Below are 26,865 nucleotides of genomic sequence, written 5' to 3' on the forward strand. Positions count from 1 at the left end.
GCCCGGCCCCAGCGCCGGGCTTTTTATTATCGCAGTGGCCATGCGCCAGATTGACGCTCTCATCGAGATTTCCCTCGGCGTAGGACGGTGCATCATCGACCCTTGGATCGGAAAGCGCTTCTTGCGGTCGTGCTGCGCGTGCCGGGCTATCAGGTGCCGTTTGCCGAGTGCATCGAGCACGATGCCGGCATCCCGACCATAGCGGTCAGCCTTATCACCATCACCGAGGCGCCGTCCTATGCTGCACCGGCGCGAGCAAGTGCGCCAGCTTTATCCGCCCGGCACCAAAGCGGCCCCGCAATAGCCAAGCTGCTTGTGGCTGACGCCCGCTGTCTTGTTTCAGTATCAGAGGAGTAACCTGCGCACATGGCTGAGGCTGGCGAAGCATGCCAACGGCCACCACATCGCGGTCGTCAAAACCTTATTCTCCCCGAAAGCTTAAAGCCCTCATGCCGCAACAGATCGAACTCGGCCTCGATACCTTTGGCGATGTCACCAACGGTGCCGACGGCAACCCGCTCTCCCAAGCCCACGTCATTCGCAATGTCATCGAGGAGGCGGTCCTGGCAGACGAGACCGGCATCGATTTCATCGGCCTCGGCGAACATCATCGCGCGGACTTTGCGATCTCCTCGCCCGAAATAGTGTTGGCCGCCATTGCGGGACGGACCAAGCAGATCAAGCTCGGCTCGGCCGTCACGGTGTTGAGCTCGGATGATCCGATACGCGTGTTCCAGCGCTTCTCGACGCTGAATGCCGCATCAAACGGACGTGCCGAAGTCATCCTCGGCCGCGGCTCCTTCACCGAATCCTTTCCGCTCTTTGGCTATGAACTCCGCGACTACGAGTCCTTGTTCGAGGAGAAGCTCGACCTGTTCGCGGCCTTGCTGCGTCAGGAGCCGCTAACATGGAAGGGTACGACACGCGCGCCGCTTAAGGATCAGAGCGTCTATCCGCACACCGAGTGTCCTTTCACGACCTGGGTTGGCGTCGGCGGCAGTCCGCAATCGGTCGTGCGCGCAGCGCGCTATGACCTTCCGATGATGCTGGCGATCATCGGTGGCGATCCCGTTCGCTTCAAACCGTATGTCGATCTCTATCACCGGGCCCTGAACGAGCTCGGCAAGCCGGTGCTGCCGATCGGCGTGCATTCGCCCGGCCATGTCGCTGATAGTGACGAACAGGCGCGCGAGGAGCTCTATCCGGATTACAAGACAATGCGCGATCGCATCGGCGCAGAGCGTGGCTGGCCGCCAATGGGCCGCGCTGAGTTTGATCAGGAGATCAGCCGCGGCTCGCTCTATGTCGGCGCGCCGGACACCGTTGCGCGCAAGATCGCGACCACAGTCAAGACGCTTGGTCTGTCGCGCTTCGACATGAAATACAGCGCCGGTCCTTTGTCGCATGAAAAAATGATGCGGAGCATTGAACTCTATGGCACCAAAGTGATCCCGCTGGTGCGGTCGATGTTGCAGGACGGCTGAGCTGTTTCAACACGCTTGCCACCGGGGGCAAAGAGCTGCGAAAGCACCCGCTTCTGCTTGCTCAGAAGCGGGTGCGCCGCATGGAAGCGGATGCTTGCCTGGGCAGCACATTTCAAAAGGCGAAATTCCGCAAAGCAGCAGTAGCTTAGGCGTCATTTATATCCGTTGACTTTGCCCCCTGCCGCGCCCGATGCTTCGACCATAACGAAAAGAAGCCGCAAAGACGGTATCGGGAGGACATCATGACCTTACGCACTCTTGTGCAATCGCTTGCGATCGCCTTGCTCGTATCTGTGGCTGGAAGTGTCTCGGCGCAGGAAACGATCCGCCTGCGCATCGCCTCCGGCCACCCGACGGTGAATACCTATGTCAATCTGATGCAGACATTCTTCGTGCCGGAAGTCACCAAGCGCGTCGCGGAGAGAACCAAACACAAGATCGAGTTCGTCGAAGGCTATGGCGGCTCGATGGTGAAAGTTGCCGATACGCTTGAAGGAGTGCAATCGGGCATCATCGATATCGGCGGTTATTGCTTCTGCTTCGAGCCATCGAATCTTCCGCTTCACGCCTTCCAGGTGATGCTGCCATTCGGCACGATGAGCCCGGTCGCGAGCGTCAAGATTGCGCGCGAGGTGTATGATCAGGTGCCATATATGTCGAAGGTATTCGAGGACAAGTACCGGCAGAAGCTGATCGCGCTCATCGCCGACAATGGGTACAATCTCGGCACCAATTTCGAATGGAATAAGGTCGCCGATCTCAAAGGGCAAAAGCTCGCCGGCGCCGGCCTCAATCTGAAATGGCTGGAATATGCCGGCGCCACGCCGGTGCAATCATCATTGCCCGACGCTTACACCGCAATGCAGACAGGCGTTTACAATGGTTGGATCATGTTTCCATCAGGCTGGGTGAATTTCAAGCTGTTCGAAGTTGGAAAATTCTACACCGAAATCGGCTTCGGCGCGATCACGTGGCATGGCTTGACCATCAACAAAGCGCGTTTCGACAGGCTTCCCAAGGATGTTCAGGACATCATCCTCGAGGTCGGCAAAGAATATGAAGCCCGGACCGGCACGGTGAATGAAGCAAATTATCCCAAGCAGCTCGACGAGCTGAAATCGAAGGGCACCAACGTTCGCAAGCTGCCTGAGAGCGTGCAGGCGGACTGGGCAAAGTCGCTGGCCACTTGGCCAAAAGAAAAAGCCAAAGAGCTTGATGCGCAGGGCCTTCCGGCAACGCAGGTTCTGGAAGCGACGCTGACTGCCGCCGAAAAAGCTGGCCACAAATGGCCGGTTCGCTACTCGGTCAAATGAAATTCAATGCCGATCTCGGGCCCTCCCCCGACATCGGCATTCAGCAAACGCAAGTCGGCTACAGCTGACTTGCAGCGTTCGAGACGCCGCACTTCGCACGGCGCCGGAAGATGAGGCGACACGGGGCCACGATGCTGGAACGGATAACCACTCGCCTGGTGCATAGCCTGCTTGCCATCGCCGCTGCGATCATCTTCCTGTTGAGCTTTCTGGTCGTCGCTGACGTCGTCGGGCGTGGCCTGTTCAATTCGCCGGTCAAAGGCACACCGGAAATCGTTTCGATGTCGATCGTCATCATCTGCTTTCTGCTCGCGGCCTATGCCGTGCAGAGCGGCGGTATGCTGCGCACCGATGTCATCGTCGGCATGTTCGGCCGGCGCGGTCACGCCTTTGCCGATCTCGCATCCGGCCTGCTGGGCGCGGCGTTCTTTATTCTGATCGTGTGGGGCAGTTTCGAGCCTGCATTGCATTCCTGGATCAGCAATGAGTTCGAAGGCGAAGGCGCATTGCGCGTGCCAGTCTGGCCGGCACGCTTCATCGTCATGTTCGGCGCCGCGCTGGTGGTCGCGATCTACCTGGGGCAGACGCTACTGGCGCTCCTTGCAATGCTTCATCCAGAAGACGCTTCGCCTCCCACAACCTCTCCGCCTTGACGGGAGCGCACGATGTTCGGCCATGGCGAAATGATCACCATCGTGGTTGTGCTGCTGGCGCTGGTTTTTGCCGGCGTGCATATAGCGATCGCACTCGGCGTCACTGCGGCCATCGGCATCTATCTCATGCTGGGCGATATGGAGGTGGTGCGCACCTTCGTCGCCAACACCGCCTATGAAGCGTTGCGAGACTATGTTTTTGCTGTAATTCCGCTGTTCATGCTGATGGGCGATTTTCTCGCCAAATGCGGGGCTGCGACCGACCTTTACACGCTTGCGAACCGGATGAGTCGCTGGCTGCCGGCGCGGCTGGCGGTCGCCACCATCATCGCCAACGCGATCTTCGCTTTCGTCACCGGTGTCAGCATTGCCGCGGCGGCCGCATTCTCCCGCATCGCCTATCCGGAAATGCGGCGCTACGGATACGACCGGCAATTCGCACTTGGCTGCATCGCTGGCAGCGCCTGCCTTGGCATGCTGATTCCGCCTTCCGTGCTGATGATCGTCTGGGGCGTGCTCACGGAGCTTTCAATTGGCAAACTGTTTCTTGCTGGCGTATTACCGGGATTGTCGCTGGCTTTCGGTTTCTGCGCCTATGTCGTCATCGCTGCGATGAGCAAACCGTCGCTGATCGGCAGCGGTATCGGACAGCCGATGAAAGCAGCACCCCTCGGAGCCGCGGTCACGGTCCCGCTCGATCCGGATGAACAGCCGATCGGCGAGCTGCTTTTCAGCACGTCCTTGGTGCTCGCGCTGATTGCCGGCGTGCTCGGCTCGATCTGGTTCGGCATCTGCACGCCGACTGAAGGCGCCGGTGTCGGCGCCGTCGGCGCATTGGTGCTGGCGCTGATCAAGGGCATTACCTGGCGGGAAATCTGGCAAGTAGTGCTGAATGTCGGCCGCACATCGGGACCGTTGTTGCTGCTGCTGTTCTGCGCACAACTTTATTCACGCGTGCTGTCGATGACCGGTTTCACCGAGACGGCCAAGACGTTCCTGCTCGGCACCGGCATGGGACCGATCGGCATTCTGCTGGTGATGCTGGCGATCTGGTTCGTGCTGGGTTGCTTGATCGATTCGATCTCGATCATCCTGCTTACCGTCCCGATCTTTGCACCGATCGCAATGGCGCTCGGCTTCGACCCGATTGCTTTTGCGATCATAGGCATTCTTGCGATCGAAGCTGGCCTCCTGACTCCGCCTTTCGGCATCCTCGTCTTTACCGTGAAAGCAGCGGTGCCTGAACCGAATGTGCAACTTGCCGAAATCTTCCGCGGGTCAGCGCCCTATTGGATCATTCTACTTCTGGTCATCGCAATCATCATCGTGTTTCCACCGATAGCGACTTTCCTGCCAGGGCTGTAATTTATTTTACAAAGCCCACAGCAACAGCATCTCACCTAACCCATCTCCGAAGTCGATCCCGACGACCCGAAGCAGCCTCGCAATGCCGGTAATCACTACTCGCCGCAACAGCAAAAAGCTGGTTGGTGTGTTGCCATTTATCAGCAACACCGCAGAGACGATTCAGAGTGTTTCGAGCGAAGTGGCTACCGGTTCGCGTAAATAGAACGCGCCAAAACAAAAACTAGAGCCGCGGAGCAGCACTTGAAATCACTTTACGAGTTGCCCTTGTTTCGGGACCAACCGGCCCCCCCATTGCCTCCACACATCCCGCGCGACATCGACGACAAGCTGCAACTTGGCGCTCATCGTCCTCCGTAATCGTATTTCCGCCGGCAACCGAAGCGAAGCCGCATTGCGGGCTCAGCGACAGCTGTTCGAGCGGGATGAATTTCGTGGCATCGCCGATCTTCTTCTTCATCGCCTCCGGCATCGGCATGAACTGCCGGAAGAACTGCGAAGACCTATTGTCAATCTATCCCGCGAATATCAATCGCTGGTGCAAAGAATTTTTGAAGAAGGTGTGGCCAAGGGAGAATTTCGCGGTGGCCTAAATCCGCAACTCGCGATGCTGGCCTTGCTTGGCTTGTGTAACTCCGTGATCGCGGTGCGCTCGCTGCCAAAGACAGTCAAGATCGACGCGATTATAGACGAATATTTTCAGATCTTTGTATCTGGCTTTCGAGGTTCAGCGATGGTTCGATCGAATACCCGACCTCGCAAAAGAACCCACCGATCCTGCTCCACGAAAGCATTCTAATGAGCAAGGGGACGTCCCAGAGCAAAGACCATCGCGTCAAGGCCTGCCCAGCGTCCATTTCGTTACGATGGCCTTTGGAAAAGCGGCCATGAGCAAAACTTTTCGGTGAAGACAACCATCTCCGGGGGCCAACTGCTTGACGTCGACCGGCACGCCCGGAGGACTGCCCATGTCGCAGCGATCTTCGATGGCCGGACCAAATCACTCCGTGAAATGACGTCCAACAGAGTTGGCCGCACCTCAGGTCATCGCCGGAACGACGACGATCTAGGCGCCACCTCATCTCTAGATCCTTGCCCCAGCCGAATAGGTTGACGTCAAATAGTTTGGAACTTATCCTTTCTTTGCTTCGGGAACCGACTTGATGCCAGCCAAGACTTCGAAAAGGCGCATAACCACCAGCGCAGAATCTCCGCCGCCGCTCAACTTGGGATGGCTCGGCGGAACTATTGGATTTAATCTTCGAATCGCGCAGGAAGCTTCTGTCAGGACATACCTTCGAAGCGTTGCGGATACCGGCACGCTACAATGGCGTTTCGCCATTCTGGCACTTATAAATGAAAATCCTGGCCTTACTCAAGCAGCTCTCGGGAAGGCGATCAAAAGAGATACGTCCAGTCTAACACCCGCACTTGACGATCTGTGCAACCGCGGCCTTGTGACCCGAATCCGCCCGGAGCATGACAGGAGAAGTTATGAACTCCGTCTTACCGCACGTGGCAAAACCACAATGGAGCAACTAAAGGCCAAAGTGCAGGCTCACGAGGAGGAGCTGGACCGGTTGATCACGAAAGACCAGCGCACACGCTTGATACAGACTTTACGTCAGATCGCAGCAGGGATCTCTCCGGAAGAATAACTTTACTCGTTAGATTGCATGGCCCTCATGCATGTCCAGCCTGACGAAATCAAGCAGAGTACGCCCCAGTAAACCGTAAGGGCTGCCAATTGTTTCGAGGATATCGAAGTGATTATAGCTCTCCCCGACGATAACCGTTGCCTGCTTCCCTGATTGTGCCACTGCCTTCGCATAATCTCGCGCCTGACGCCGAAATTCGGGAGACTCCGTCGAACCTACCGCCAAAAGAAGCGGCGCCGTAAGGCTAGCGATCTCGTGTAAGGGACTCAGTTGGCGCTCAGCACGATCATCGATCCGCACATATTTGCTCCGCGAGGTGTGCCGCAACGGGCCAAGATCATAAATCCCGCTGACAAGAACGCCACCCCTGCTCGGTTTAGTTGGAAGGCCATAATCAGCCCAACGTGTTGAAAGAGCCATGGCGGCAAGATGGGCGCCGGACGAGTGACCAACCACGTATAGCCGGCCCGCATCGCCTCCAAAAGCAGAACAGTTTCGGTGCCTGTTCGGCCGTCCAATGTTTGCGATGCGAGCACCCGATCCGCTCAGGTCAGTGCTCTTCCCATTGTCTGTGACATAGCACGCAAGGCTTCTCTGAATTCCGCGTCACGATCAGGCGTAAATCGCGCGGTCGGCACAGCCACGTTGAGTGCGCCGATGAAGCTGCCTCCCTCCCGAACCGCGATGGCGATCGCCGTAATGCCTGGAGTGAACTCATCGTGCGAATAAGCGAAGCCCGTCGCCTTGATCGTTTGGATTTCCTGTCTCAGTTGCGCCTTAGATCGTATCGTGTGGGGCGTTACCGAGGTGAGCACGGTTCGGGCCAGATATTGCTTCAACGCCTCAGGCTCGAGCTCGGCAAGAACGATCTTGCCGGCCGAAACAGCATAAAGCGGCGCGCGGGCACCGACTTTCATTGTGTAGGACAGCGCCTGCGTGCTGATCGCAGATCCGATCACCTCCACCGCATCATCCACACGGATATAGAAGCCGCATGTTTCATGGACCTCGCCGCTGAGTTCACGAAGGAATGGCAGGACGTCGTCACTGAGCGATGGCTGAGGCGCGGCTTTTGCGAGCCCGACGATTTTCGGTCCGAGGCCGTAACCCTCGGTCGCGGAATCGCGTGCGATGAATCCTCGCGCCTGCAAGTTGTTCAGGAGATGAAACAGACTGCTACGCGGGATGCCGAGATCTGCGAGAAGCCGCGAGAACGACGGCGGCCGTTTTGCAGTGGCGATAAATTCAAGAATGTCGAGGCCACGGTCCAAGGACTTGACAGCTGCGCTCTCGTTTCGTTTCATATCTTATACTAGTTCACATCTGTGAACTTATGTTTCTGACATGCCCACGCTGGCTTGGCAAGAGGCGAACAAAGGAATCCTGCGCCCTGAGAGACCAAGGAATGCCCATGCCTCCGGCTGACTGTTCAGTGCTGATCGTCGGTGGCGGTCCCTGCGGACTGATGCTGGCGAACGAATTCGGACGCCGCGGCGTTACCGCTGTGCTCGTGGATCAGAAGGCGACCACGGCTTTCAATCCGCAGGCCAACGCGACTCAAGCTCGCACCATGGAGCATTTCCGGCGCTTGGGGTTCGCGCAGGAGATCAGAGCGCTCGGGCTTCCATCCGATTTTCCAACCGACATTGCCTATTTCACGCGTTATACAAAACACGAACTCGCACGCTTCAAGCTGCCGTCAGCGCGCGAAGCGGTCGAGCGCATCAAGCAGCTCTCCGGCTCATGGAGCGCCGCCGAGCTCCCGCATCGCGTCTCGCAGAAATTCGTCGAACAGGTGCTCAGACGGCATGCCGAAGCCCTTCCCGGAATTTCGGTTCATTACGGCTTTCGGCTGACCCGCTTCAGTGAGACGGCCCAGGGTATCGAAGCCGAGATCGAGCGTGTGAGCGATGGCGCAACGCATCGCATTCGCTCTACCTATCTTGTTGGTGCCGACGGCCCGCGCAGTACCGTGCGCCAGGCCCTCGGTTTCGGGTATACCGGCGAGGACGGCGCCGTGCGCGATTTTTTCGGCGGGCGCATGTTCGCGATCTATCTCCGCGCACCGGATTTCTATCGTGTGGTGCCGCACCCGCCTGCCTGGATGAATGTCACCTTCAATCGCGAACGCCGCGCCTTCATGGCGGCGGTCGATGGCAAAGGCGAGTTTGCCTTCCACACGCAATTGCGCGCTCATGAAGCCGAGAGCGAGATCACGCCAGATCGCGCGCTGGCGATGTTTCAGGAGGCCGTTGGCGCGCCGATCAATGCTGAAATCCTGTCCTACGGCACATGGATCGCAGGCTATGCGCTGGTCGCCGAAAAATTCCAGCGCGGTCGTGTCTTCATCGCCGGCGATGCTGCGCATCTGTTCACGCCTGCCGGTGGACTTGGTTACAACACCGCGATCGAAGACGCAGTGAATCTCGGCTGGAAACTTGCGGCGGCGATCCGCGGGAAAGCCGGCCCTGATCTGCTCGCCAGCTACGAAGCCGAGCGCCAACCGAACGCCAGACGCAACACTGGCTATGCAAGACAATTCGCCGACTCGTTGGGCCTGTTCGTGCCGGTGCCCGAGATCGAAGACGATACCCCTCAAGGCGCAGACGCACGCCGTGTTGCCGGCGACTATCTCGAGGCCCACGGCAGAGCCGAGTTTAACATCCCGGGAATTACCTTCGGCGCGCGTTACTATACCTCGCCCATCGTTGCCGCGGACGGAACAGAACCGCCGCCCGATGCGGCCAATCTCTATATCCCCTCGGCTTGCCCCGGCGGCCGTGCACCACATCTATGGCTCTCGGCAGAGCAATCCCTTTACGACCTTTTCGGGTTTGAATGGACGTTGCTGCGACTCTCTCGCGGAGCCGATGGGCAACGGATTATCACAGCTGCCACCGACGCCGGACTTGACCTGACGGTCGTTGACCTCCCGCTGGACGAAGCGCGCGATCTCTATCAAGCCGATCTCGTCCTGATCAGGCCGGACCAGATCGTGGCATGGCGCGGCAATAGCGACGAAACCGCGCCGGAGATTGTCCGGCGTGTTCTCGGCTTCGAGACATCCGCGGCCCCCGCAACAGTTTGATTTTTTTTGACGAGCGGCTGCCGCGCCATCTTCGCGTGAACCGCCGTACAACGACACACAACACCACACGAGGACGCCATGAGGAACTTCAACGAACTCACCATCACCGACGCGGTTGTCGATCGCATCAAGAATACGCCGGATGACCGACTGAAGCAGATCAGCACGTCGCTCATCCGGCATCTGCATAATTTCGTACGCGATGTGCGGCTGACCGAAGCCGAGTGGGCTTATGCCATCGACTTCCTGGCACGCACCGGCAAGATCTGCGATGGCAATCGTCAGGAATTCATCCTGCTGTCCGATACGCTCGGGGTGTCGATGCTGGTCGACGCGATCAATCACGCGTCGCCCGGGACCACGGAAAGCACCGTACTCGGCCCCTTCTATGTTCAAAACCCGCCGGAATATCCGCTGGGAGCCGACATTCGCGGCGCGCTGAAAGGCGATCCTCTTTACGCTCACGGCCGCATAACCTCCTCAGACGGCAGGCCACTCACGAATGCCATCGTCGATGTCTGGCATTCCGACAAGGATGGCTACTACGACGTGCAGCATCTCGATGAGACCGGCGGGCTCGCCGGCCGAGCGCGTTTTCGCACCGACAAGGACGGCCTATATCGTTTCTGGTCGATCAAGCCGGCAGCCTATCCCATCCCTTATGACGGCCCCGTCGGCGATATGCTCCAGGCACAGGCGCGGCACCCTTGGCGTCCCGCTCACGTGCACTTTATGATCGAAGCGCCCGATCACGAAAAACTCACAACCCATGTTTTCGTTGATGGCGATCAGTATCTCGATTCCGACGCTGTGTTCGGCGTCAAAGATTCGCTGGTTGCAAATTTCGTCCGGCACGATGGCGGCATAGCACCGGACGGGCAGAAGCTGGATGATCCTTTCTTCACCCTGGAATATGACTTTAGGCTAAAGAAGAGATAAGAACTCCCGTGTTCGCGGTCATAAGCAAGGACGCATTGAGAAGTTGGGATCGTTATGCAGTCATTCGTCTACAATGCCCTGCCCGGGCGGGTCATCTTCGGTACCGGCACCATCTCGACGCTGAAAGCCGAAATAGAGCGCGCCGGTTGCAAGCGCGCGCTGCTGCTGAGCACGCCTGAGCAGGCGCCGGCACTGAAAGACATCGCCGCGTCCATCGGACCATTGGCGGCTGGCATTTTCAGCCAAGCCGCCATGCACACGCCCACCGATGTCACCGAACGCGCGCTACAAGCGGCGAAGGATTGTGGCGCGGATTGCACCGTCGCCTTCGGCGGGGGCTCGTCGACCGGTCTCGGCAAGGCCATTGCGCTTCGCACCGACCTGCCCCAGATCGCAATCCCGACCACCTATGCCGGTTCGGAAATGACGCCGATCATCGGCGAGACCGAGGGCGGCAAAAAGATCACCCAACGCACGCTGAAGGTGCTGCCGGAGATCGTTATCTATGATGTCGATTTCACCCTCACCCTGCCGCCGCGGCTGACGGTGACATCGGGCACCAACGCGATTGCGCACGCGGTGGAAGCACTCTATGCGCAGGATCGCAATCCGGTCATCTCGATGATGGCGGAGCAAGCGATCGCCGCGATGGGGCGCGCGCTACCTGCGATCGTCACCAACCCGCAGGATCGCGAGGCGCGGGCGGAAGCGCTCTATGGTGCGTGGCTGTGCGGCGTCTGTCTTGGATCTGTCGGCATGGCTTTGCATCACAAGCTTTGCCACGTGGTCGGCGGCTCTTTCAATCTGCCGCATGCAGACACCCACACAGTCATTCTACCCTATGCCATGGCCTACAACGCAAAGGCCGCACCGGAAGCCGACCAGGCAGTCGCCCGTGCGCTCGGCGGCCGCAACGGCACGCAAGCCCTGGTCGACCTGGCAAAGAAGCTCGACAGCCCGAACAGCCTGAAATCCATTGGCATGGCGGAAAGCGACATCGACCGCGCGGCCGATCTCGCCGTGCAGAACCCATACTGGAACCCGCGCCCTATCGAACGAGGTCCTATTCGCGATCTCATCGCCAATGCCTGGGCGGGCAACATTAAAAATTACGCGTAAAAGCTAAGAAGTTTCAGCCAAAACGACAATATTATGTGTCCCGAGCACATTGATCTGCCGGCGAAGCCGCCGCGCAATTTTGACCGGCCACATATACCGCCGCTTTTTAAAAAGCCACGCTTGCAATACTTGATTATTGCTGCGATTGCGGGCGGCTGAGTGATTATTTGTCCTCAAGCAACAGCCGTAGGAGCATCCGTATTTGAACACTTCACTCGCGGCTGGCGTAGTGCAGGGCGCGTCCGGACAGCATGTCGTTGGCCGCTTCACTGCAGTCTATCATGTGAACGAAACCGCCGGCCGTATTGCGGCACGGGCGGAGGCCATTGCCGTCGAGCAAAGCGTGGAAATGCCCCTCACGGCAATTTCCGACCGAGCTGTACTGGACAATATCGTAGGCCGCGTGGAGGCCATTAAAGCGGTTGACGAGGGCTTGTTCGAAGTCAGCGTTGGACTTTCCGTCGCCACCTCCGGGATGGAAGCAGGCCAGCTTTTTAACATGCTGTTCGGCAATACGTCGTTGCATCCCGAGGTGATGCTCAAGGATGCCGTATTCCCCGACGAGTTATTGGCTGCTTTTGGCGGCCCACGTCATGGAATTTCCGGATTGCGTCAGCGTGTCGGTGCCGGCATCCGCGCGTTGACCTGCTCGGCACTCAAACCTCAGGGCTCAAGCGCACGCGAGCTTGCGGAGCTGGCCAGACAACTGGCGCGCGGTGGCCTTGATTTCATCAAAGACGATCATGGTCTGGCCGACCAAGTCTACAGCCCCTTTGCCGAACGCGTGCCGCGGATCGCTGAAGCGGTGCGCGAAGCGCGCGCAAACGATGGCGGGCGCACATGCTACCTGCCGTCACTGTCGGGCAATCTCGATCAGCTCCGCCGCCAGGTCGAACTCGCCCGCGCTGAAGGGATCGATGCGGTCCTGATCGCACCCATGGTCACAGGAGTTTCCGCCTTCCATACGATCGTGCGCGAAAATCCCGATTTCGCTTTCATGACGCATCCTTCCATGGCGGGTGCGGCGCGCATTGCCCCGCCGCTACTGCTGGGCAAACTGTTCCGTCTTCTAGGCGCCGATGCGACGGTGTTTCCCAATTACGGCGGTCGATTCGGCTATTCGCAGGATGAGTGCCGGGAGCTGGCAAAGGCAGCATTGGCGCGCTGGAGCAAGTTTCCTGCTACCGTACCGGTTCCGGCAGGCGGCATGACGCTCGACCGTGTCGCCGAAATGCTGGAATTCTACGGTCTTGATGTGATCGTGCTGGTCGGCGGCGGACTTCTGTCAGCAGGCACGCGCATCACACAAGAAACTGCCGCCTTCGTCGATGCGGTCGTGCGGCACCAAACTGCGTAACAACGATGGACAAACCTGAAACCAAACACGCGGATTTGTTCCGCACCTTTCTCTCGAAGTATCGATGGGAAAACGTGCCGTTTCTTCCCTACAAGGAGGAAGGCACTGCGCCGTTCAAATCCATCACCCGCCAAGTTCTGTTCGATGTGCCGGAACTGCGTTGCGAATTGCGCTACTTTGAGGTCGCGCCGGGCGGCTATTCCACTCTGGAGCGCCACGAGCATGTTCACGGGGTGATGATACTGCGCGGTGAGGCGGACGTGCTGGTGGGCGGCGAGATCAAAGCAGTCAAAGCCTTCGATCTGGTTCACATTCCGCCGATGACCTGGCATCAATTTCGCACCAAGGGCGATGAGCCGATGGGCTTTCTCTGCATGGTGAATGTCGAACGCGATCGGCCGCAACTGCCGAGCGAAGAGGATTTGCGTCGGCTCAGGCAAGATCCGAAATTGGCAGCTTTCCTGTCACCGAACTGACTGCTTTTATTCGATAAGGGCCAGCGCGCCCAGAAAGTGCTGGGCGCGTTGTCTTCCCCTTGCGTTCAGAGCGACCTATGCGGCGCGACGGACCGGCACGTGCGATGCGGCATCGGGCGCGAGATCACTGCTGACGGACTGGGCGACCATCTGTGCCGTCGCCGCCGATAACGTCCAGCCGAGATGACCGTGACCGGTGTTGTAATAGACGCCCGGACGGCGGCCGCGACCGACCCTCGGCAGCATGTTCGGCATCATCGGCCGCAGCCCGCTCCACGGCACCACGCGATCTGTTGCCACTCCGGGAAACAACTCGCGCGTCCATGTTATCAGCGGCCGCACGCGGTCGTCGCGGATATCGCGATTATAGCCGTTGAATTCCGCCGTCCCGGCAACGCGGAAACGATCGCGACCAAGCCGGCTCGCTACGATCTTGGTTGCATCATCAAGAATACTCACCGTCGGCGCGGCATTCTGGCTCGCCTCGTCAAGCATGTTGATCGTGATCGAGTAGCCCTTCACCGGATAGATGTTGAGACGATCGCCAAGCATCGCCGCGAAATTGCGGCTGGCGACGCCCGCGCAGACCACGACGGCATCGGCATGCAGCGCCTGCATTCCGCTATCCGGCGACCGCCAGTGCAGCACATGCCCGTGACTTTCCGGGATGATTGCTTCAACACTGGCATCGTAATGCACCACCACGCCACGGTGCACACACGCCGCTGCCAGTCCGCGCGTGAATTTATGGATGTCGCCGGTGGCATCCGAAGGCGTGAAGAAGCCTCCATAATAGGCACCGCTCAGCGTCGGCTCGATCTGCGCGATGTCGTCTGGCGTCACCACAAACCGATCGAGACCGCCCTCCTTCAGAAGCGCATTGACCTTGGCTGCCTTCTCGAAGCCCGCGCGGTCCCGATAGATGTGCAGGATGCCGCGCTTCTCGAGATCGAAGTCGATATGCTCCTTCTCCGCCATCGCGAACAGGTGCTCGCGCGCGGCGATCGCGAGCCTCACCGTCTCGATCGTGTTGCGGCGATAATGCATGATGTGTCCGGCGAATTGGGCCATCCACGAATATTTGTGCCAACTCGGACGCGGGTTCATCAAAAGCGGTGCGTCGGCCTGCAGCATCCAGCGCAGCCCGTGCAGGATGGTGGACGGCTTGTTCCAGACCTCGGCATTGCTGGCCGAAAGCTGGCCGCCATTGGCGAAAGAGGTTTCCATGCCGGCGTAGCGATGCCGGTCGAACACCGTGACGCGATAGCCGCGTTCGAGCAGCGCGTAAGCCGTGGTCACGCCGGTAATGCCGGCGCCGATAACAGCAATGTGAGTCATAAAATCAGGTCTCCCGAAGACAGACTGCGATCTTCCGGCGCTTCCCGCCGGCGCGACGCCCCATCTGTCCCGGTTGCCTGAGAGCTTGGTCCAACCCGATGCGGGCCGACATCCCCTTCGGCGGATGCCGCAAGCGGCATCTCTCTCCAGATTGCCTGACGATACGGTTCTTTTGCCTGAGAGTTTCCGGGGCGGTTGCTCCGTCGGCGTCGGGCACAAAGCCCGAGCTCTCCTGCATCGTCACATTTGGCAACGCTAACTTAGTGCAGAATCGCCTGCCGGACAAGGCAATGCGCCGCCAAGCCGCCGTCTGCCGACCAACGGTTAACGGCCTGCGGTTAACGGCTGAGAAAGTGCGCTCCGTCAAACGATCTGCCGTATCGCCGGCGGCGACCGCAGCGTTTCTGCAAGCAGGTGCAACGCCTGACTGAGTTCGGCACGATTGCGCGCCGCGCCCAGTGAGACGCGCACGGCATGAGGCGAATTCTCCGTAACGGAGAATGCTTCGGCGCCGACAACAGCCAACCCGTCGCGAAGCACCTGCGATATGAAATCTGCGCGGCTCCACTGCCGCGGCAGTGACAACCATAGATGATGCGCCGTTGGCCCCGCGGCGAATGACGCACCGTTCAAGATCCTGCTGGCGAGCTGCTGCCGCCCCGCGGCCTCGTTGCGAATCGCCGTGATGATCTGATCCGCCACTCCCGTCTTTATCCAGTGCGTCACCAGCGCCACCATCAACGGGGGCGGCATCTGCATCGTCGCTTGCAAACTCGCTCGCATGATCTGTTCGGAGGCGGCATCAGGCACAATCAGGTAAGACACCCGAAGCGCCGGGGCGATGCACTTTGAAAGGCTGACCGGGAGATAGGTCCTTTCGGGAATAAGGTTCGCGATCGGCGAGACGGTCGGCTCCAGAAAGCCATAAGCATCGTCCTCGATCAGCATTATGTCGCCCGCACGGATCACTTCAGCGACGGCTTTGCGACGCGACGGTCCCATCGTCGCTGTCGTTGGATTGTGGAGCGTTGGCACGAGGTAAACGGCCTTTGGATTATAGTCGTCGCAGGCGCGCTTCAACGCATCCGGGCGGACACCCTCGTCGTCCATTGCAACGCCGATCAGTTGAACGCCGAGCTTCGCCGCCGCGGCCCTGATACCGGGGAATGTCAGCGCCTCGGTCAAGATGACATCGCCGGGCGATGTCATCGACAACAGCGAATTGAACAAGGCGGCCTGGCTGCCCGGATAGACGATGATTTTGTCAGCGCTTATTTTCGGCAAACGCGGCCGCAACCACTCGGCCGCGACATGACGATCTTCATCGCTGCCGCCGGGACGCTGATAATTGAGAAAGGCCGTGAAGCTCGCCTGGTCCTGAATAGCCGAGAGCCCCTGCGCGATGCGAACATCCAGATTGGCCTCGACCGGATGCGGCGGCACGTTCATCGAGAGATCGATCTTGGCTTGATGCGGCATATCGGTTGCCGCGCGGATCGTCGTCTCCGACACGAATGTGCCGCTCCCGACTCGCGCATCGAGCAAGCCGCGCCTGCGCGCCTCGCTATAGGCTCTCGTCACCGTCGTCAGATCGACATTGAGCGCCTTCGCCAACGCGCGATGGGTCGGCAATTGCTGCCCACGCGCCAGCCGGCCATGGGCGATATCGGCCGCCATGGCGTCGACGATCCGCATGTAAAGCGGGCCCGGCCACTCCGAAATTGCAGGGACCCATTCCATACAATTATCCCTTAACGTCTGGATTGTTCGGCAACATATCAATATTGTATGGATCAATCAAACTGCAGGAAATGGCCATGAAGACAAGTGCAGCAGAGCCGGTCACGCTGGCCAAAGCGGCCTTACGGGGCTTTCTTGGCAAATGCCCCCATTGCGGCGAGGGCAAGCTGTTCGGACGCTTTCTGAAGGTCGTCCATCATTGCGAAGCCTGCGGTGAGGAGATGCATCACCAGCGCGCAGACGACTTCCCGGCCTATCTCGTGATCGTTATTGTCGGCCACGTCATCGTTCCGTTGGTCCTGGCCGTGGAGATGGCTTATGCGCCACCTTATTGGCTGCATTTTCTGATCTGGATACCGTTGACGTTTTTCAGTTCGATTGGCCTGCTGCAGCCCACCAAGGGCGCAATTGTCGGCCTGCAATGGCAATCTGGGATGGACGGTTTCGAACGGTCAAAGCTGGATCGGGATGCGATTCGGGAGCCCGGTCTTTCTTGATCATCCCGGCTGATCACGTATCGCTAGATGTGATTGCAGTCGGATCTGGAGATCTTCTGAACTGAGGCAACTGGTCTGAATTGCCGGATTAATGGTCGGCTATGCCAGCCTCACGTGCCACTAGCCCACTGATCTCACTGGGCTTTTTGAAATAATCCCCCTGAAACTCACGAGGGACCGCCGAGACCTTCCACTCTCCAGCGCAACCGCCGAGCGCCGGCAAGCCTTGCTTGCGCTGTCACAAGCCTGTTATGCAAAAACAGTCCTCCGAACAGCGTATTTGCCGGAACCCCTCTGTGGAAACCTTATCTCTTCTTAGCGGGCCGTTCGTTTTCCTCGACTGGGCGTTGCCATTTATTGTCTTTCTGCTTGCCGCGCTGATCCTGACCGGCAACTTTGCCGTGAAGTCATTCTTCGATCGCTGCGGCATCGGCCTGTATGGACGTACTCTTTGTGGTGGATTGGTCGCCATTCTCGGCCTGGCTCTGATCACCGGGTTTGAAGCGATTGCAACCGAAGTGCTGATCGCCATGCTCGTGATACTCGCAGCGATGGCGATGCGTCGCGGCGGCTCCCGCGAGATCGCAGCGGCCAACCTTGTGCTCGCAGCGATCCTCATTCCCGTCGCGATCATCCCGTAAGGCGGAAATGATGCAGATCAACACCGCCACGCCCCCCTCACCCTACTGGCCCGCGGGCTGGAGCGTCGATGCCTTCTCTGTTGTCGACCGGATGATGCCGGAGTTTCATCCGAGCGATACGGTGACCAAATATCCGCTTCGCTATCTGCGCTACTGGTTCATCCGGCACCTTCTCGAAGCGCACGCGCGCAAGCTTGGCCGTCCCATCGACGTCCTCGAAGTCGGCGTCGATCGTGGACAGATGCTGGCCTTCATGGATCCATCGCCGGAGCGGAAAATTCCGAGCATCGCCTCGCGCTGGCATGCCGTCGATGTGAAGGCCGACGAAGCGCAGCTGCTGGCACTCGGCTATAGTGGCTATACATCGTTCAATGTCGATGGCAGCGCCAAGCCGCCGCTCGAGCGCCAATACGATGCGATGATCTTCCTGCATCTGCTCGAACACCTGCACGCACCGGAAGCCTGCCTTGCGGCGTTTCTGCCGTTCCTGAAAGACGATGGCATCATGACCGGCGGATCGCCGACGATGCCGAAACTTTTTGCCGATCTCGGCTATGAAAAGCGCCTTGCGAAAAACGCTGGCAATTTCGGCCATGTCAGCGTCATCTCGCCGGAGCGCATTGAGCAGTTCGCGGACACGCATGGACTGAAGGTCGCGTTCCTGTCCGGCTCGTTCCTCGCGCGCAACAACGGCAAAGCGATCGAGAATTCGTCGGCGTGGCTTCGGCTGAATGTCGCCTTCGGTTCGCTGTTTCCCTCGCTCGGCAGCGAGGTCTATTTCTCTCTGTCGCGTTAACAGCGAGGCGCTACTCTTACGTCAGCTTCTCCGGCGCTGGCAGGGTGCGATAGGCCGCAAGTGCGCCCCAAGCGGCGATCAGCGACAACACCAGGGAGATGATCGCGTTATAGCCAGCGAGCGAAATGCCGAGAAAGCTCCACGGGATTTCATCGCAACGCACGACCCGGATCGATTTGAGCTTGTCGAGCAGGCCGCCGGCGGTGCCGAGATCATTCAGTGCACCGGAGCAATCCTGCGGGCCGGCCCAGAATTTCCATTCGACCCCGGCATGATAGGCGCCGAGCCCGGCATTCCACAGCATGCCGAGCGCAATCACCGCCAGTGCCGCCACCAGCACCTTGCGCGAGGCGCCGAACGAGACGCCCAGCAGCACCAGCACAGCCAGCGGGATCGCAAAGTAATAGGCGTAGCGCTGTTCGAGACAGAGCGGACAGGGTGGCAACCCCATGACCAGTTGAAAGAACCAGGCGCCACCGATGGTCGCCAGCCCCAGCAGGGCCACCGCCCCGGCCGCGAGCTTGACCGGCTCATTGCGCTTCCAGTCCTCAAACACGCTCAATTGGCTCATATCGATCCCATCATGTCCGGCAGCACGGCACCGTGGCCGGTTTCAAGGGGAAAGGCAGCGGGCCGTCAAGACACAGGACCGCGATTGGCTCCCGAAGCGCAAATGCGCCGATTCCTGCTTGATCGGCGGAAGCGATCCCCGTATGTCTCCCGCCGGGATGGCGAATTTCAGCCTGTCCCCGCGCCCGAAGCCTTTCGCGGCGTTGCCCCTGTGGCGGAACTGGTAGACGCGCTCGACTCAAAATCGAGTTCCGCAAGGAGTGCTGGTTCGATTCCGGCCAGGGGCACCATTCTTCGCATGAAACCGATGCCGGCAAATTGCGCCGCCCCGCACCACGGACACAACCGATAACCGTCACTCATGCAGGCTGAAGCGTCCATGACGTTCATTGGCCGTCAGGGACGCAAACTGCGCATGGCTGAGATGAAGCAGCGTCTCATGATCGCCGGCTTCCATATAAATCTCTGGCTGGGCCTCGATGCTATCGTCGACAATGACATCGAGCCCGTAGCATTTTCCGATGGCCGGAACCGCACCATACGCACAGTCGCGGAACAGCTGTTTGATCTCGGTTTCGTCGGCCATCTCCACATCTTGACCAAGCCTTGTCTTTAATTCCGAAAGCCGGATTCGATGCGATGCCGGCATTACGGCCAGCATGTAGCCGCCGTCGTAACGCAACACGACACCTTTGGCGAGACGATCACCCGAGATGTGGCAGGCCTGTGCCGTGCGATTGGACGACATCGTGGGTTCGTGTGGGATTTCCTCGTACTGGATGTTTTCAGCAGTCAGATATTGCTGGAGCGTCGGGGCAATAGCCATGGCGTAACCTCCCGTGAGATGTGCCGCCCACCGTAAATCCATCCATGCGCCATCGCCGCACGATGGGCGGCTGCCTAGTCTTCACAAAGATAGGTCGTGCATCCGCCAGTTGCAATTCGCCGGCGATCGCCGCCCTGCCGCGGAACAAAGCAGACGCCTGATCGAATTCAGTTCCCGCAGGAAATTGACGGTCTGTCGGCCCGGCGATAGCCTTCGAGCCATAACAGCGCTTGCGCCCTGTCGCGCAAGCGAAGGGAGGGGCATATGATCAGAACGATTTTAGCGATCGGGTTTTTTGTATTGGTGACGGCGGCCATACCGCAAGCGCGGGCGGCTGACGCCAAGCAGATGGAAGCCAACAAGAAGAACGTCGTCGAGTTCTACAACGCGGTGCTGAACGAGAAGGATTTCGAGAAGGCATCAAAGTATGTCGGCGCAACCTATATCCAGCACAATCCCATCGGCGCCGATGGGCTGGACGGCATCAAGGGTTTCATCAATTTCCTCAAGGAGAAATTTCCGCAGAATAAGAGCGAGATCAAGCGCGTTTTCGCCGACGGCAATTACGTGATCGTCCATGTCCATGCGGTCCGCGAGCCGGGCACGCGCGGCAACGCGATTTTTGATCTCTTCCGTCTCGACGATAACGGCAAGATCGTCGAGCACTGGGACGCCGTTCAGCCGATTCCTGAAAAGTCGCTGAATAACAATACGATGTTCTGATTGCGTAAGCCCAGAGGTGAGCTGACACGAAGCGAGCTCACCGTTCTTTTGATTCAACGAATTACTTCATCGCATCTTCTAGAAAAAACGTTTCCATCAGCCCGGCGCCCTTCACTTCAAGAGCGCCGCGCGGAACGATCCTGAACACGTTGTCGAGCCGGTCGGCAATGACCTTCGTCACATGGACGCGGTCCGGTATGCCATGGGATTCCATGCGGCTGGCGATATTCACCGTCGTCCCCCAGATGTCATAGGCGAATTTGCGTTCGCCGATCACCCCTGCAACCGCAGGCCCAGCATGCAGACCGATACGCAACTGAATCGGCGCACCGAGTTCATTGCGGATATCGGCAAGCGATGTCAGCATCGCCAGCGCAAGGCGTGCCGCGACCTCCGCATGGTCGTCGCGCGGCTCAGGAATACCGACAGCCACCATATAACCGTCGCCAATGGTCTTGATCTTCTCGGCACCAAATTGCTCGACCAGACGATCGAAAGCCGAGAACACTCGGTTGAGCACGCCGACAACATCCGACGGCGACAGCTTGGCGGTGAATGGCGTGAAGTTGACGATATCGGCGAACAGGATCGTCGCTTCCGGAATATGATCGGCCACCATGCCGGCGCCGCCATTGATGCGCTCGACCACTGCCTTCGGCAGGATGCTCAGCAGCAGCGTCTCGTTGCGCTCCTTGGCGAGACGGATCTCCTCCATCATCGCGCGCTCGCGGTCCCGCAACAGCTTGTTTTCCAGCGAGGCACGAATGCGCGCGCGCAGCAAGGCCGGCGCAAACGGCTTCGGCAAATAATCGACGGCGCCGGCCTCGATGCAGTGGACGATCGACTCCATCTCATCGAGCGCGGATATCATGATCACCGGAATGTCGGCCGTACGCCGTTCGTGCTTGAGCCGGCTCAACACTTCATAGCCGCTCATTTCCGGCATCAGCACGTCGAGCAGGATCAGGTCGAACGCTCGTTCGGCGACGATGCCAAGCGCCTCCATGCCAGACGCGGCAATCTCGACCGCATGGCCATCGCGCGTGAGCTGGCGCGCAAGGAGATCGCGATTGGAGGCGTTATCGTCGATGACGAGAATTTGACCCGCGATGGAGCGATGGACGGCAACAGGTTGCGAATGTCGTAACGCATCCAGCACCCGTGACGCATCGGCGAAATTCGGCTCCGCCTGTGCCTGGTCAAACGAGGTCTCGCCAGAAAAAGCGACCAGCGCATCGATCCGGTCCAGCATGCCATCGGCGGCGGCCAACAGCTTTTCGAGATCCGGCAAAATCGATAGATGACCGCCATCGCGCGCATCCTCGACAATCATCTCGCCATAGCCTTTTACCGCATTGATCGGCGTGCGCAGATCATGTCGCAGTTTGGCACGATAACCGTCGATATCGGAGGCATTGCCCTCCTGCTGCAGTACCTCGTCAAGCAGCGTCTGCAGCGCGACGCCGGCGCTGCGAATCCGGTCGAGATCGGTGCGATAAACGGTGAGACCGGCCTGATCGGCGTCCTCGATCACAATGTCGGCGAAACCGACAATCGCCGCAGCAGGCGCAACAAATTCCTGACGCAGATGCGCGCGCAACGCATTGTGCAGCCGCACGGCATCACTGTCAGGACGACCATTCATTTCGGCAGCAGCGCGTTGATCTTGCCGAGCAAGCGTGGCAATTCGATAGGCTTGGTATCAAAATCGTCACAGCCGGCCTGCATCGCCTGCGCGCGATCGGATTCCATCGCATGCGCTGTCAGCGCAATCACCGGGATCGTCTTCGTCATTTCATCGGCCTTCAGTGTGCGGGTCGCTTCCCAGCCGTCCATCACCGGCAGACTCATATCCATGAGTACGATGTCCGGCCGCTCGCTGCGCGTCATGTCGACGCCTTCCTGTCCGTTCACCGCCATCAGGACTTCGAAGCCATTGCGGACAAGCCGCCGCGACAGCATGTCCCGGTTCATTTCATTGTCTTCAACGAGCAGGATTTTTTTTGACATTGAGGAGAACTCTTTAGTTCAAGCGTGGAAAACAAGCCGTTCGTCCCCGGGAAGGCGAGGACGAACGCTAAAACTTTTCTGGATTCGCGTTTGCGCGGGAATGAGCGGAGGATAATTCTTCATTCCGCGGCCTCTACCGGCCGCCGCGCGATGGCGGCCAGCGCCGAGCCGAGCGATGACAAGGGTTGGGCGCCCTTGGTAAGAACGAGCAAGGTGCGCTCGTTGATGACGTGCCGTTCCGTCTCGGTCAATTCCTTGGCGGTCAGCACCACAACCGGGACACGCGCCAAAGCCGGCACCTGCTGCACGCGTTCGAGGAACGCGAACCCATCCATGACCGGCATCATCAGATCGAGCAATACCAGAGCTGGCGCAGGATTTTTCCCGAGCCAGTCCAGCGCCACCTGCCCGTTCTCGGCCTCGACTGTTTTCAAACCGGCCTTCTCGACCGTCGAGCGCACCACGGCCCGGACATCCTCACTGTCATCGACCACCAGCACGACCGCCTCGCGCGACTTCGCAGCAAAGCGCCGCAGCAATTCGAGCAGCCGGTTGCGATCGACCGGCTTGGTCATGTATTCGGCCGCGCCGAGCGAATAGCCGGTGGTGCGCTCATCGACGATGGTGAGCATGATGACCGGGATCGGCGCCAGCGCCGGGTCGGATTTCAACTTGCCGAGCACGGTCCAGCCATCAAGCTTCGGCATCATCACGTCGAGCGTGATGACATCGGGGCGCTCCTCCCGCGCGATTTTCAATGCCTGCTCGCCGTCATAAGCGTGCAGCAGGCGATAGCCTTCTTTGGCGATGGTTGCGCGCAGGACGTCATGCACGGTCGGATCGTCATCGACAATCAGCACGGTCTTGCCGGACGCATCGCCGCTGACCACAGGCGCCGTCTCTCCGCGTTCTGCAGCCGGCGCTGCTTTGCCACCGTCCGGCAGGGTAATGGTGAAGGTCGAACCCAGGCCCGGCGCGCTGGTGACCTCGATATCGCCGCCGAGCATCATGCAGAAATGCTTGGTGATCGTGAGCCCGAGACCGGTGCCGCCGTAGTTGCGCGTCGTCGATGCATCTGCCTGTGTGAAAGCCTGAAACAGTCGGCCCACCTGCTCTTGATTCATGCCGATGCCGGAATCCTTCACCGCAAACCTGAAAACCGGCTTGCGCGGGTCCGCCATGTCCTTCGACACGCTCAGTTTCACCAGACCATCCCTGGTGAATTTCGCAGCATTGCTGAGAATGTTGATCAGGCTCTGTTTAAGCTTCACCAGATCGATATGCATGACACCGATATCGGCCGGCATGTCGATCTCGAAGGTGTTGCCGTTCTTGTCCATCAGCGGCGTCACCAGCACCCGCACGTCGGAGAGCAGCCTGCCGAGATCGACATCTTCAAAATGCAGATCCATACGTCCGGCTTCGATCTTGGAAAGATCGAGAATGTCGTTGATCAGACCGAGCAGATGCTTGCCGGCGGTTTCGATCTTGACCAGATCGGCTTCGCTGGTGCTGTCGCCGCGATCCTGCGCATCCTCGCGGAGGATTTCGCTATAGCCGATAATGGCATTCAGCGGCGTTCGCAATTCGTGGCTCATATTGGCAAGGAAGGCCGACTTGGTGCGCGAAGCGGCTTCCGCCTGATGGCGTGCGGCTTCGGCCTCCTCGCGCGCATCGCGGATCTCGCGGGCATTGTCCCGGAAAACCGAGAGAGCGCGACTCATGTCGCCGAGTTCATCCGGCCCCGGCGGCGGCAGAGGCGCATCGAGCTGGCCGCTTGCCACCGCCAGCATGCTGTTGGTGACCTGATGCAAGCGCGCAATGACGTAGCGCGCAACGAAAAGCCAGGCGATGAGAACCGCAAGCACGACACTGGTGATCGAAATCGCCATCAGCCAGAAACGGGTGGTATCGATCGCGTGGGCGGTCAGCGCGGTCGTATCGGCGGCGACACTTTCGGCGCGATCGACCAGGCCGCGAACCAGCGCCTCCATGTCAGCAGCCGCCTGATCCATGGCGCCCTGCATTTTTGCGGCATTGGCACGCTGAGTCAGATCGGCCTCGCGCAGCGAGAACACGCCACCAGACTTGTCGCCAAACGCGAGAAGCGAGCGCACGGCCGCGCTGAGTTCATCGAGTTGCGTGCGATCAAGCGAAGGGTCCTGCGATAGCGTGTCGAGTGAGGATTGGAAGCGCGAGCGCAGGCCGTCAAATTGGGCCTGCGAAGCCGACACGACCAGCGCGGACATGCTGGTCGCCCCCTGATAGAGCAGACCGGCGGACCGATAGGTATCAGCCCGCATCGCATTCAGGGCGTCCTGTGCGGCCTCTCCTTGCGGCGGCAACCGCAGCATGCGCTCGGCCAAAGCAACGCCGTTCTGGGTTACGCGCGCCACCGCATTGTCGAGTTCGGATGACACCGCGATCTTCTCGCCGATGGCGCGATCAAGCTGGCCGAGCTCGCCGTCGAGCTGTGCAATCAATGCCTGCAGTTTTCCGATTGCATCATTGTCCCCCATCAGCGCGCGCAGTTGCGACAGCGCCGACCAGAGCCGGCCGATCCGTTCGGTCGCCTCACTCATGCGGGCGAAACGCTGAAGCTCCGAGGTGGCCGAGGCCAGTTCAGAACCGGAAGCGGCGACGGCACGCGCGGTCGATTCGACGGCAAGCGAGTATTTGACGGCCGGCAAGCTCTCGGTGGTGAGCTTGCCCATCGCCGTTTCGACACGACTGAACTGCAGACCCGCCAGCAACGCGGCGATCGCCGTGAGCGCTGCAATGACCGCAAACGCGCTGAGGAGCTTGGCGGCAATCGTCCGGCGCCACGACCGACGCGGCGCGCGGTTGATAATCCCCGTCGTCATGTCCAGCCTAGCCCTCCCCGGTTGCGGCTTTTGTGCACTGCATCCCGGCACCGCTCATAGCGGATTGTCCCGATCAAGTCTAAATTTGAAATCCTCGATTGTGACAGCGGAGGCCGATGCCATGGATGAAGATGCCCTCAACACTTCGATCCGGAAATATCTGAAAGAAGTGGGCGTGACATCGCAGCGCGAGATCGAGAAAGCGATTCGTAGTGCGATCGAAAGCGGCAAGTTGAAGGGCGGCGAGAAGCTGCCTGCCAAGATGGTGTTAACGATTGAACCGCTAGGACTGATGCACGAGGTCGATGGCGCGATAAAGCTTGAATAATAACGAGCTTGAATGAGCGTTCATCGACTCTCCCAACAAACGTCCAATTCCTGCGGAACGTTGGCCTCGCCCGCGACATTGTCGGCCGGGCGACATGCATATGGAGAATTCAAGATGCGCTTCACTTTCGCCGCGATCGCTGCAACCACCGCGGTCATGGCCACACTCTTTGCTGCACCGGCGGCACAGGCGCGTATGGCCGCGCCAGTTGTTGCCGTACCAAACCATGTTGATCAAGTCGCTTGCCGCGTCGTGAAGGACCGCGTCGTTCGCCCAGGCGGCCGCGTTGTCGTCACCACCCGCCGCGTGTGCGGCCCGGGCGTTGGGCCGGTTGTTTTCGCGCCGCGCCCTGTCGTCGGCTGCCGGACGGTCAAGGAGCGTATCGTGCGTCCGAACGGCACCGTCGTGGTTCGCACCGCCCGCCGGTGCTGAGCCTGACAGATTTTCTGTATCGCGAAACAGCTTCGGCCGCCGTATTCCGGCGGCCGAATACTTTTGAGAGGAAGGCCCTCAAAAAAGACGGGCTATGCTTTTGAAAAACGTCCGTGCAGCTATTGGCACGCCGCCTTCACGACCACTGTTTCGGTCCTGCACCCGCCTTCATTGCGCGTGAGAAAGGCCTTGGCGGAGCACTTGCGTGTCGTCTGGATATCCGCGCTCTGCCCTTTGTCGAAGCCCTTGCCGCGGCAAATGACTTCAGCTGCAGTCTGGCAATCAGGCGAACCATTCGGCGCCTGTGCGCAGATCTGGCGGCCTTCCACAACGCGGACATTTGACAAATTCTTGAAGGCGTCGGCTGCTTCTTTTTGAGCCGCCGCCGCATCCTTGGCCGCCTTCTCGGTCTTCTCGCCCAATTCCCGCCATTTGGCGTTGGATTCGTCGACACTCGCCTTGAAGTCCTTCGCTGACTTGTCGATCCAGCGATTGAGTGCATCGAAAAAGCCCTCGGACTTCGGCGCATCTTCAGGCTTAGCGACCAGCGGCAACTGCGCCGGCGGCAAGGGCTGCGCCTGAGGCGAAGGCTGTGCTTGAGGCAACGACAGGCCTTGTGGCGAAGAGGGTAGCTGCGGAGGAGACTGT

Annotated in this window: 28 protein-coding genes, 1 tRNA gene and 1 riboswitch; of the genes, 19 read left to right on the forward strand and 10 right to left on the reverse strand. The window is 59.5% G+C overall.

The genetic code is table 11. The features are described from left to right. Positions 1–102 precede the first annotated feature (102 nt). The 7 genes from CAK95_RS04540 (at position 103) to CAK95_RS04565 (ending at position 6,473) form a co-directional block, all read left to right on the forward strand. Positions 103–357 (forward strand): hypothetical protein, encoded by a 255-nt coding sequence (locus tag CAK95_RS04540; protein WP_086086857.1) that lies wholly within the window; start codon positions 103–105, stop codon positions 355–357. A 92-nt stretch (positions 358–449) separates the two neighbouring features. After that, the gene (locus CAK95_RS04545; protein WP_086086858.1) at positions 450–1,484 is read left to right on the forward strand and encodes an LLM class flavin-dependent oxidoreductase; all 1,035 of its coding nucleotides are present in this window, start codon (positions 450–452) and stop codon (positions 1,482–1,484) included. A gap of 242 nt (positions 1,485–1,726) precedes the next feature. Further along, the gene (locus CAK95_RS04550) at positions 1,727–2,797 is read left to right on the forward strand and encodes a C4-dicarboxylate TRAP transporter substrate-binding protein (RefSeq protein WP_086086859.1); all 1,071 of its coding nucleotides are present in this window, start codon (positions 1,727–1,729) and stop codon (positions 2,795–2,797) included. Between the two features lie 131 nt (positions 2,798–2,928). Further along, positions 2,929–3,450 (forward strand): TRAP transporter small permease subunit, encoded by a 522-nt coding sequence (locus CAK95_RS04555; RefSeq protein ID WP_157699538.1) that lies wholly within the window; start codon positions 2,929–2,931, stop codon positions 3,448–3,450. A gap of 12 nt (positions 3,451–3,462) precedes the next feature. After that, a complete protein-coding gene (locus tag CAK95_RS04560; RefSeq protein ID WP_086086861.1) occupies positions 3,463–4,815 on the forward strand; it encodes a TRAP transporter large permease in 1,353 nt (450 codons plus the stop codon). Between the two features lie 337 nt (positions 4,816–5,152). After that, entirely contained in the window at positions 5,153–5,614 is a 462-nt protein-coding gene (locus CAK95_RS29045) for a TetR-type transcription factor C-terminal domain-containing protein (protein WP_157699539.1), read from the forward strand. Between the two features lie 364 nt (positions 5,615–5,978). Further along, entirely contained in the window at positions 5,979–6,473 is a 495-nt protein-coding gene (locus CAK95_RS04565) for a MarR family winged helix-turn-helix transcriptional regulator (protein WP_086086862.1), read from the forward strand. Positions 6,474–6,482: 9 nt separating this feature from the next. Here CAK95_RS04565 and CAK95_RS30430 read toward each other — a convergent pair whose 3' ends face one another. Further along, complete coding sequence (locus CAK95_RS30430) at positions 6,483–7,073, reverse strand: alpha/beta hydrolase (protein WP_086086863.1); 591 nt, start codon at positions 7,071–7,073, stop codon at positions 6,483–6,485. Then, positions 7,019–7,744 carry an IclR family transcriptional regulator gene (locus CAK95_RS04575; RefSeq protein WP_183044363.1) on the reverse strand — a complete coding sequence of 242 codons (726 nt, stop codon included), beginning with the start codon at positions 7,742–7,744 and terminating at the stop codon, positions 7,019–7,021. Before CAK95_RS04575 ends, CAK95_RS30430 begins: the two co-directional genes overlap by 55 nt. A 140-nt stretch (positions 7,745–7,884) precedes the next feature. On the opposite strand from CAK95_RS04575, the gene CAK95_RS04580 reads away from it, so the two are divergent. The 5 genes from CAK95_RS04580 (at position 7,885) to CAK95_RS04600 (ending at position 13,452) form a co-directional block, all read left to right on the forward strand. Continuing rightward, on the forward strand, positions 7,885–9,561 hold the full coding sequence (locus tag CAK95_RS04580) for an FAD-dependent oxidoreductase (RefSeq protein ID WP_086091185.1): 1,677 nt from the start codon (positions 7,885–7,887) through the stop codon (positions 9,559–9,561). Positions 9,562–9,639: 78 nt separating this feature from the next. Beyond that, positions 9,640–10,500 carry an intradiol ring-cleavage dioxygenase gene (locus CAK95_RS04585; protein ID WP_086086865.1) on the forward strand — a complete coding sequence of 287 codons (861 nt, stop codon included), beginning with the start codon at positions 9,640–9,642 and terminating at the stop codon, positions 10,498–10,500. Between the two features lie 54 nt (positions 10,501–10,554). Then, entirely contained in the window at positions 10,555–11,619 is a 1,065-nt protein-coding gene (locus tag CAK95_RS04590) for a maleylacetate reductase (protein WP_086086866.1), read from the forward strand. A 202-nt stretch (positions 11,620–11,821) separates the two neighbouring features. Next, positions 11,822–12,976 carry a RuBisCO large subunit C-terminal-like domain-containing protein gene (locus tag CAK95_RS04595; protein ID WP_245303624.1) on the forward strand — a complete coding sequence of 385 codons (1,155 nt, stop codon included), beginning with the start codon at positions 11,822–11,824 and terminating at the stop codon, positions 12,974–12,976. Positions 12,977–12,981: 5 nt separating this feature from the next. Continuing rightward, positions 12,982–13,452: a cupin domain-containing protein gene (locus CAK95_RS04600; RefSeq protein WP_086086867.1), complete on the forward strand. Its 471-nt coding sequence runs from the start codon at positions 12,982–12,984 to the stop codon at positions 13,450–13,452. A 75-nt stretch (positions 13,453–13,527) separates the two neighbouring features. Here the strand turns inward: CAK95_RS04600 and CAK95_RS04605 are convergent, their stop codons facing one another. Beyond that, on the reverse strand, positions 13,528–14,790 hold the full coding sequence (locus CAK95_RS04605) for a D-amino acid dehydrogenase (protein WP_086086868.1): 1,263 nt from the start codon (positions 14,788–14,790) through the stop codon (positions 13,528–13,530). A gap of 154 nt (positions 14,791–14,944) precedes the next feature. Further along, a riboswitch (glycine riboswitch) is annotated at positions 14,945–15,035 on the reverse strand. Between the two features lie 118 nt (positions 15,036–15,153). Continuing rightward, positions 15,154–16,530, reverse strand: coding sequence for an aminotransferase-like domain-containing protein (locus CAK95_RS04610; RefSeq protein ID WP_086086869.1), 1,377 nt, complete (start codon positions 16,528–16,530; stop codon positions 15,154–15,156). 77 nt (positions 16,531–16,607) lie between these two features. On the opposite strand from CAK95_RS04610, the gene CAK95_RS04615 reads away from it, so the two are divergent. The 3 genes from CAK95_RS04615 (at position 16,608) to CAK95_RS04625 (ending at position 18,464) form a co-directional block, all read left to right on the forward strand. Further along, positions 16,608–17,027, forward strand: a complete 420-nt coding sequence (locus tag CAK95_RS04615) for a DUF983 domain-containing protein (RefSeq protein WP_245303625.1) — start codon at positions 16,608–16,610, stop codon at positions 17,025–17,027. A 296-nt stretch (positions 17,028–17,323) separates the two neighbouring features. Continuing rightward, the gene (locus CAK95_RS04620; RefSeq protein ID WP_086086871.1) at positions 17,324–17,668 is read left to right on the forward strand and encodes a hypothetical protein; all 345 of its coding nucleotides are present in this window, start codon (positions 17,324–17,326) and stop codon (positions 17,666–17,668) included. 7 nt (positions 17,669–17,675) lie between these two features. Then, positions 17,676–18,464, forward strand: coding sequence for a methyltransferase domain-containing protein (locus tag CAK95_RS04625; protein ID WP_086086872.1), 789 nt, complete (start codon positions 17,676–17,678; stop codon positions 18,462–18,464). A 16-nt stretch (positions 18,465–18,480) separates the two neighbouring features. Here CAK95_RS04625 and CAK95_RS04630 read toward each other — a convergent pair whose 3' ends face one another. Continuing rightward, complete coding sequence (locus CAK95_RS04630; protein ID WP_086086873.1) at positions 18,481–19,035, reverse strand: disulfide bond formation protein B; 555 nt, start codon at positions 19,033–19,035, stop codon at positions 18,481–18,483. A 204-nt stretch (positions 19,036–19,239) separates the two neighbouring features. Between CAK95_RS04630 and CAK95_RS04635 the strand changes: the two genes are divergently transcribed. Beyond that, a tRNA-Leu gene (locus tag CAK95_RS04635) sits at positions 19,240–19,324 on the forward strand. 65 nt (positions 19,325–19,389) lie between these two features. Here the strand turns inward: CAK95_RS04635 and CAK95_RS04640 are convergent. Next, on the reverse strand, positions 19,390–19,860 hold the full coding sequence (locus CAK95_RS04640; protein ID WP_086086874.1) for an aminoacyl-tRNA deacylase: 471 nt from the start codon (positions 19,858–19,860) through the stop codon (positions 19,390–19,392). A 264-nt stretch (positions 19,861–20,124) separates the two neighbouring features. Between CAK95_RS04640 and CAK95_RS04645 the strand changes: the two genes are divergently transcribed. Beyond that, positions 20,125–20,583, forward strand: a complete 459-nt coding sequence (locus CAK95_RS04645) for a nuclear transport factor 2 family protein (RefSeq protein ID WP_086086875.1) — start codon at positions 20,125–20,127, stop codon at positions 20,581–20,583. Between the two features lie 61 nt (positions 20,584–20,644). Here CAK95_RS04645 and CAK95_RS04650 read toward each other — a convergent pair whose 3' ends face one another. The 3 genes from CAK95_RS04650 to CAK95_RS29840 all read right to left on the reverse strand — a co-directional run bounded on the left by CAK95_RS04650 (position 20,645) and on the right by CAK95_RS29840 (position 25,457). Continuing rightward, a complete protein-coding gene (locus CAK95_RS04650) occupies positions 20,645–22,228 on the reverse strand; it encodes an adenylate/guanylate cyclase domain-containing protein (RefSeq protein ID WP_086086876.1) in 1,584 nt (527 codons plus the stop codon). Then, complete coding sequence (locus CAK95_RS04655) at positions 22,225–22,593, reverse strand: response regulator (RefSeq protein WP_086086877.1); 369 nt, start codon at positions 22,591–22,593, stop codon at positions 22,225–22,227. The genes CAK95_RS04650 and CAK95_RS04655 overlap by 4 nt, the downstream gene beginning before the upstream one ends. 119 nt (positions 22,594–22,712) lie before the next feature. Next, positions 22,713–25,457, reverse strand: a complete 2,745-nt coding sequence (locus CAK95_RS29840) for a response regulator (RefSeq protein ID WP_245303626.1) — start codon at positions 25,455–25,457, stop codon at positions 22,713–22,715. A 121-nt stretch (positions 25,458–25,578) separates the two neighbouring features. Between CAK95_RS29840 and CAK95_RS04665 the strand changes: the two genes are divergently transcribed. Next, positions 25,579–25,785: a DUF6494 family protein gene (locus CAK95_RS04665; protein ID WP_086091188.1), complete on the forward strand. Its 207-nt coding sequence runs from the start codon at positions 25,579–25,581 to the stop codon at positions 25,783–25,785. Positions 25,786–25,899: 114 nt separating this feature from the next. Beyond that, positions 25,900–26,217: a hypothetical protein gene (locus CAK95_RS04670; protein WP_086086878.1), complete on the forward strand. Its 318-nt coding sequence runs from the start codon at positions 25,900–25,902 to the stop codon at positions 26,215–26,217. Between the two features lie 119 nt (positions 26,218–26,336). Here the strand turns inward: CAK95_RS04670 and CAK95_RS04675 are convergent, their stop codons facing one another. Further along, on the reverse strand, positions 26,337–26,786 hold the full coding sequence (locus CAK95_RS04675; RefSeq protein ID WP_086086879.1) for a hypothetical protein: 450 nt from the start codon (positions 26,784–26,786) through the stop codon (positions 26,337–26,339). Positions 26,787–26,865: the final 79 nt, after the last annotated feature.

Origin of the sequence: Pseudorhodoplanes sinuspersici (assembly GCF_002119765.1) — a bacterium.
In the GTDB taxonomy this organism is placed as follows: domain Bacteria; phylum Pseudomonadota; class Alphaproteobacteria; order Rhizobiales; family Xanthobacteraceae; genus Pseudorhodoplanes; species Pseudorhodoplanes sinuspersici.